6 protein-coding genes are annotated in these 6,841 nt (G+C 72.7%); 4 read left to right on the forward strand and 2 right to left on the reverse strand.

The genetic code is table 11. The annotated features are described in order from the left end of the window. A partial coding sequence (locus FHL79_RS24395; protein ID WP_138761141.1) for a metallophosphoesterase family protein occupies window positions 1-1,498 on the reverse strand: 1,498 nt, incomplete at its 3' end. 142 nt (window positions 1,499-1,640) lie between these two features. On the opposite strand from FHL79_RS24395, the gene FHL79_RS24400 reads away from it, so the two are divergent. The 4 genes from FHL79_RS24400 to FHL79_RS24415 all read left to right on the forward strand — a co-directional run bounded on the left by FHL79_RS24400 (window position 1,641) and on the right by FHL79_RS24415 (window position 5,915). Beyond that, window positions 1,641-3,299, forward strand: a complete 1,659-nt coding sequence (locus FHL79_RS24400) for a purine-cytosine permease family protein (protein WP_138761142.1) — start codon at window positions 1,641-1,643, stop codon at window positions 3,297-3,299. Between the two features lie 102 nt (window positions 3,300-3,401). Continuing rightward, on the forward strand, window positions 3,402-3,683 hold the full coding sequence (locus tag FHL79_RS24405) for a zinc ribbon domain-containing protein (protein ID WP_138761143.1): 282 nt from the start codon (window positions 3,402-3,404) through the stop codon (window positions 3,681-3,683). A 13-nt stretch (window positions 3,684-3,696) separates the two neighbouring features. After that, window positions 3,697-4,950, forward strand: coding sequence for a formamidase (gene fmdA, locus FHL79_RS24410; RefSeq protein ID WP_138761144.1), 1,254 nt, complete (start codon window positions 3,697-3,699; stop codon window positions 4,948-4,950). 128 nt (window positions 4,951-5,078) lie between these two features. Continuing rightward, window positions 5,079-5,915 (forward strand): hypothetical protein, encoded by an 837-nt coding sequence (locus tag FHL79_RS24415; protein WP_138761145.1) that lies wholly within the window; start codon window positions 5,079-5,081, stop codon window positions 5,913-5,915. Between the two features lie 18 nt (window positions 5,916-5,933). Here the strand turns inward: FHL79_RS24415 and FHL79_RS24420 are convergent. Continuing rightward, a partial coding sequence (locus tag FHL79_RS24420; protein ID WP_246081198.1) for a DUF3048 domain-containing protein occupies window positions 5,934-6,841 on the reverse strand: 908 nt, incomplete at its 5' end.

Here is a 6,841-nt window from a genome sequence, read left to right on the forward strand (position 1 = left end):
CGCCCGCCCCGGTCGCCCCCTCCACCAGGTCGATCGCGCCGTCGTCGTCCTGCACGTCGTCGCTGTCGTTCTGCGCGTGCACGTGCCCGGACACCGTCTGCCGGACCACCCCGGGCAGCTCCTCGCGCACCGCCTCGGCAGCGACCGGCTCGTGGACCAGGAAGACGTCGACCGGCTCGGGTCCCGCGGCGGTGTCGCCGTCGGCCGGTGCGGACGACGTCGCCGTCCCGTCGGCCGCCGTCTCCGCGCCGCCGACCGCGGCGGCGACCGCGTCGGCCTCCAGCGGGTCGGTCACCGAGGTGTCGTCGGCGCCGTAGGCCCCGGGTGCGCCGTACACCCGGGGGTCGCTGAGCCCGGCGATCCGCAGACCGTAGGCCTGCACCACCCCGGCGGTCACCGCGTACCCGTCGTCCGTGGCGGTCTTGGTGCCCAGCACCGTGACGCCGGGGACGGTCGCCATGATGTCCACGGTCGCCGGGGAGTCGTGGTTGCCGGCGATCCACAGCATCGGGGTGGTCGCGGTGACCGCCCGGATGCCGTCCAGGTAGGCCGGGGTGAGCTCCTCGCGGGTGCCGAACTCGCTCTCGTCACCGGCGTTGAGGACCAGGTCGACGCCGTAGTTGGTGGCGTACTGCCCGACCAGCGGGTAGTTCGCGGCCAGGTGCATGTCGGAGACGACCATGATCTGCAGCGCGGTCTCCGGCGTCTGGTCGTCCTCGATCTGGGCCTGCAGCGCGGCCTGGATGCCGACCACCGAGCCCAGCACGTCCAGCGCCTTGGACTGCTGCGAGTAGTACTGGGACAGCTGGTCGGGGAACAGCTGCGCGGCGGCGAGGGTGCCGGTGAGCCGGGAGTCGCGCACCCAGCCCGGGTTGTAGGTCAGCACGCCGTAGCCGGCGACGGCGAGGGTGACGAGCACCGCCGCGCCGGCCCCCAGCGCCCGGCGGCGGAGTTCGTGCGGCTGCCGTGGCCGGCCGCGCAGGTAGCGGACGGACATGCCCAGCGCCGCGGCCACCGCCAGCCCGATCGCCAGCCCGAGCAGCAGCTCGCCGACCAGCCAGACCGCGATCCGGGGCAGCTGCGCGGTGAAGTCGGCCTGCAGCCGCTGCACGAAGCCGGGCAGGTCACCGCCGGCCAGCCGGGTGAGCTCCAGGACGTCGACGTCCTCCGGGCTGACGTGCACGCCGAACGGCACCCCGCTGACCTGCGGGAACTCCCAGCTGCCGAGGGTGGTGTCGGCGGAGAGCCCGGGCCGGGTGAACAGCGAGCCCTGCACCTCGAAGGGCACGCCCTGCACGGTCGCGTGGTACGGGAACGCCTGGAGCAGCGCGGCCGCGCAGAGCAGCGGCAGGGCGAGGCGGAACAGCCAGCGCAGCGCGACCTGCAGCACCCGGCCCAGCACGGTGCCGGCGTGGCGGGCCGCCCGGCGGGCGCGGTCGGCGCGGGTCAGCGGGAAGGGCAGCGCCAGCTGCTCGGCGTCGTCCGGGGTGCGTGACATCGCCGCACATGATCCCAGCCACCGCCCGGCGACGACGTGTGGACAACTCCCAGCCCGCTCGTAACCGCAGCTACACGTCTCGGAATCAGAGCCCTCGCACGCTGTGCACGGACGCATCCCCGACCAGCCCAGGAGCCCGCTCATGACGCAGAGCGAGACGGTCACCCCCGACCCGCCCGTCGAGACCCGGGGGCCCGACGTCACCGCGGCCACCCGGGAGACGCTGGAGGACTACACCCTCCGGTTCGCCCCCCGGCACTACCGGTCCTGGACGCCGGCTGTGGTGGGCATCTCGGCCCTCGGTGGGATCGCCTACCTCGCCGACTTCGCGATCGGGGCGAACATCGGCATCTCCTACGGCACCACGAACGCGCTGTGGGGCATCGCCGTCTTCGCCGTCGTCATCATTGCGACCGGGTTCCCGCTCGCGTACTACGCGGCCCGGTACAACCTCGACCTCGACCTGATCACCCGGGGCAGCGGGTTCGGCTACTACGGCTCGGTCCTCACCAACGTCATCTTCGCGACGTTCACCTTCATCTTCTTCGCCCTCGAGGGCTCGATCATGGCCCAGGGCCTGGAGCTCGGGCTGGGCATCCCGCTGTGGGTCGGCTACGCGCTCTCCACGTTGATCATCTTCCCGCTGGTCGTCTACGGGATGAAGGTGCTCACCAAGCTCCAGCTCTGGACGACGCCGCTGTGGCTGGTCCTGATGGTGCTGCCCTTCGCCTACCTGGTGATCAGCCACCCGGAGTCGGTCGGCGAGTTCTTCGCCTACCGCGGGGAGGACGACCAGTCGGCGGACGTCGGCTCGGTCCTGCTGGCCGCCGGGGTCTGCCTCTCGCTGATCGCGCAGATCGCCGAGCAGATCGACTACCTGCGGTTCATGCCGCCGCGCACGCCGGAGAACGCCCGGAAGTGGTGGACCTGGGTGGTGCTGGCCGGGCCGGGCTGGGTGCTCTTCGGCGCGGTCAAGCAGGTCATCGGGCTGTTCCTGGCGGTGTACCTCATCGCCAACGTCGCCGACGGCGCAGCGACCGCCAACCAGCCGGTGCACCAGTTCCTGGAGATCTACGCCGACGTCCTGCCGCACTGGCTGGCGCTGACCCTGGCCGTCGTCCTCGTGGTCATCAGCCAGGTGAAGATCAACGTCACCAACGCCTACTCCGGCTCGCTGGCCTGGACCAACTCCTTCACCCGGGTCACCCGGCACTACCCGGGCCGGCTGGTGTTCCTCGGCGTCAACCTGGCGATCGCGCTGGTGCTGATGGAGGCGAACATGTTCGACTTCCTCAACACGATCCTGGGCTTCTACGCCAACTGCGGCATCGCCTGGGTGGTCGTCGTGGCCAGCGACATCGCGATCAACAAGTACCTGCTGGGGATCTCGCCCAAGGAGCCCGAGTTCCGCCGCGGGATGCTGTACGCGGTGAACCCGGTCGGCTTCGGCTCGATGCTCGTCGCGGCCGGCGTCTCGATCCTGGTGTTCTTCGGCGGCCTCGGCGACGGCCTCAAGCCCTACTCACCGCTGGTCGCCATCGTGCTGGCGCTGGTGCTGCCGCCGGTGCTGGCGCTGGCCACGAGGGGGCGCTGGTACCTGCGCCGGCCCGACGACGGCATCGGCCTGCCCATGTACGACGAGCACGGCAACCCCTCGGGCGAGGAGCTCACCTGCCACGTCTGCGGGCAGGACTACGAGCGGCCGGACATGGTCGCCTGCGCGGCCCACGGCGCGTACATCTGCTCGCTGGACCTGTCGACGGACAAGACCGGCGAGCACGTGCTGCCCGCGCACAGCTGACCCGGACACCGCCGCGTCGTGGCGGAGGGGGTGGTGCTCCGGCGATGACCCGGAGCACCATCCTCGGCGGGACCTCGCCCGAGCCGGAGAGGAGCGGCCGCCATGGCGGTGTACGTCTACCGCTGCGCCGAGCACGGCGTGCTCGACGTGGTCGCGCCGATCGGCACCGCACCGGCCACGGCGTCCTGCCCGCACTGCGCCGGCCCCGCGACCCGGGTGTTCACCGCCCCGCGGTTGTCGCTCGGGTCGGCCCCGGCCCGCGCGCTGCTGGACCGCACCGAGCGCAGCGCGGACTCCCCCGACGTCGTCGCCCGGCCGCCCTCGCCGGGCCGCGCGCCGGCCGCGCCGCGCAACCCCGCGCTCGCGCGACTCCCCCGCCCCTGACCCGGAGGCCGCCATGCCCGAGCTCGTCTTTCCGCTCGACTCCAGCAAGCGGTTCACCGAGCAGGAGCTCATCGGGCACAACCGCTGGCACCCGGACATCCCGCCGGCGGTGACGGTCCGGCCGGGCGACGTGTTCCGGGTGCACTGCCGGGAGTGGTTCGACGGGGCCATCCACAACGACGACTCCGCCGACGACATCCGGAACGCGCCGCTGTCGACGGTGCACGTGCTCAGCGGGCCGATCGCCGTCGAGGGCGCCGAGCCCGGTGACCTGCTGCTGGTCGACATCGTCGACGTCGGGCCGATCCCGCAGGAGGACTCCGGGCCGCTGGCCGGCCAGGGCTGGGGCTACACCGGCATCTTCCCGAAGCAGAACGGCGGCGGCTTCCTCACCGACCAGTTCCCCGACGCCTACAAGGCGATCTGGGACTTCCGCGGTCAGACGGCGACGTCGCGGCACGTGCCCGGGGTCTCCTACACCGGGATCATCCACCCCGGGCTGATGGGCACGGCGCCCTCGGCGGACCTGCTCGCGACGTGGAACCGGCGCGAGGGGGCGCTGATCGCCACCGACCCTGACCGGGTGCCGCCGCTGGCGCTGCCGCCGCTGCCACAGGACGCCGTCCTCGGCTCGCTGTCCGGCGCGGACCACGACCGGGTGGCGGCCGAGGCGGCCCGGACCGCGCCGCCCCGGGAGAACGGCGGCAACCAGGACATCAAGAACTTCAGCCGCGGGACCCGCGTCTTCTACCCGGTGTTCGTGCCCGGGGCGAACCTGTCCATGGGCGACCTGCACTTCTCTCAGGGCGACGGCGAGATCACCTTCTGCGGCGCCATCGAGATGGGCGGGTTCCTCGACCTGCACGTCGACCTGATCAAGGGCGGGATGGAGACCTACGGGATCGCGGAGAACGCCGTCTTCATGCCCGGGAACGTCGAGCCGCGGTACGAGCGGTGGCTGGCGTTCTCCGGCACGTCGGTGACGCTGGACGGCGAGCAGCGGTACCTGGACTCCGACCTGTCCTACCAGCGGGCCTGCCTGCACGCGATCGACTACCTCGCGAAGTTCGGCTGGAGCCGGGAGCAGGCGTACCTGCTGCTCGGGTCGGCGCCGATCGAGGGGCGGCTGTCCGGGGTGGTCGACATCCCCAACTCGTGCGCCACGGTGTACCTCCCCACCGGCATCTTCGACATCGACATCACCCCGTCCGCAGCCGGTCCGGCGCGCATCGACCCGGGCCAGGGGGCGCCGCACTCCTCGTTCTGACCGGCGGCCCCGCACGTCCCCGGACGATGTCGTCCGGAGACGTGCGGGGTTTCCGTGCCCGGCGTGGGACCCTGGTGGGGACCGACGTGACGCGCTCGCGGACTCGTCGCCGACGAACGGGACACCCTTTGGCACTGATCACCTGCCCCACCTGCAGCAGCGAGGACATCGACGGCACCCCGCAGCCGGACAGCCGGCTGCTGATCCACTGCAACGCCTGCGGCCACGAGTGGCTGCGCGGCGAGGCCCGGCGCGACCCGGCCCGGCCCGCGGTGCAGACCGCGGAGTCCCTGCAGGCGTCCTTCCCGAGCGCCGCCGACGTCCGCCCGGACGTGCGCGAGCGGGTCATGCTGCTGACCTCGGAGTTCCTGATGGAGCGCCCGGAGCCCGACCCGGCGGTCGAGGCGTACCGGGCGCGGTACGCCGAGCTGTTCACGCGGGACGGCCTGCGCACCGCCACCCCGGACCAGCTGCTGTACTTCGCCAACTCCACCACCGTCGCCGACCCCGGCAACATGTCCGGCTTCAACCGGGCGTGGAAGACCGCCGGCCCGGACCGGGCGGCCGGGATGGTGCGGGACACAATCGAGTACCTGCTGTTCGGCCCGGAGAGCCTGCGGCTCGAGGACCGGATGACCCACCTGGTCGACGGCAGCAAGAAGGGGCTGGGCTTCCCCTCGTTCAAGGAGTCGCTGCTCACCAAGGTGCTGTGCGTGGTCGAGCCGGAGCGCTTCCTGCCGGTGGTCAAGTACACCGCGGCGGCGGCGGGCAAGAAGGAACTGGCGAAGGTCGTCTTCGAGCTCGACCTGCCGCCGGTGGAGAAGAGCGCGTGGACCATCGGTCGGCTCGCGGTGTGGAGCAACGACCTGCTCCGCTCGCTGGTCGGCAACGACGTCCCGGACCTGCAGCAGGCGGCGCGCTTCCTGCAGTGGGCCAAGGGGCAGCCGGTCCTCTCCCGCTCCTGACGCCGGGCGCGGCGCCGGTCACCGGACGGTGACGGCGCCGCTCCCGTTCGGGACCAACTCGACCCAGGTGCTGCCCGGCGCGAGCCGCACCGGGTTGCCGTCGGGACCGAGCAGCACCAGCCGGTCGGCCACGCCGTTCTTGACCCAGGTGACCGGCATCGTCGTCCCGCCGGTGGCGACCAGCGCCTCGCCCCGGCCCTCCAGCACCGTCTCCGGCACCGGGTTGCCGGCCGGGTCGCGGCCGTCGGTGGTCACGACGTCGACCCGGAGGACGACGACGTTCGTGGCGCGCATCGGGGTGCCGTCGGCCTCGACCGCCGGGGTGCCGTTCTCGTCGCGGACCCACCTCCCGTCGGGTGCGCTCCAGGTCCAGTTCGGGTGGCTGGACGGGGACAGCGTGAGCGCCAGGGCGGCCGCGGATGTGCCGGCGGTCACCGGGGTGGCCTCGCCGGCCGTGGCGGCCGTCTCGAACTGCGGGGCCGGCGCGGCCAGGTGCTGCGGGTCGGCCTGGGACACGAGGGCGGCCGGGTCGGCGTAGACGTTGTGCGGCGCGGAGCGGCTGTCGATCCGGTAGAAGCCGGAGTCGCCGTTGTCGAAGCTGAGCACCTGCAGGCCGGCGTCGGCGACGGCGCCGACGTAGGCCGCCTGCCCGCCGGAGAAGCCGAACAGGCCGTGCAGCGGGGCGGCGATCGCCGGGTCCATCGGCCGGACCGAGCGGACCGGCCCGACCTCGGGCGGCAGGACCGAGTGGTAGACCGCGACGTAGCGGGTGATGCCGCCCTCGACGACCTCCTCCCAGACCATGTCGGCGGCGTTGAGCCCGGTCTGCGGGCGCGCGTCGAGCGAGTTCTCGATCTTCACCGCCAGCGCCGGGCGGGCCGGGACGACGCCGCTCTCCACCCCGGTCAGCGGCCAGAGGACCGGTG

This window comes from Modestobacter altitudinis (assembly GCF_005930475.1).
In the GTDB taxonomy this organism is placed as follows: domain Bacteria; phylum Actinomycetota; class Actinomycetes; order Mycobacteriales; family Geodermatophilaceae; genus Modestobacter; species Modestobacter altitudinis.

Coding starts and splice junctions, on each gene's coding strand:
- FHL79_RS24400 (WP_138761142.1), top strand. CDS start 1,641: ATGACGCAGAGCGAGACGGTCACCCCCGACCCGCCCGTCGAGACCCGG.
- FHL79_RS24405 (WP_138761143.1), top strand. CDS start 3,402: ATGGCGGTGTACGTCTACCGCTGCGCCGAGCACGGCGTGCTCGACGTG.
- fmdA (WP_138761144.1), top strand. CDS start 3,697: ATGCCCGAGCTCGTCTTTCCGCTCGACTCCAGCAAGCGGTTCACCGAG.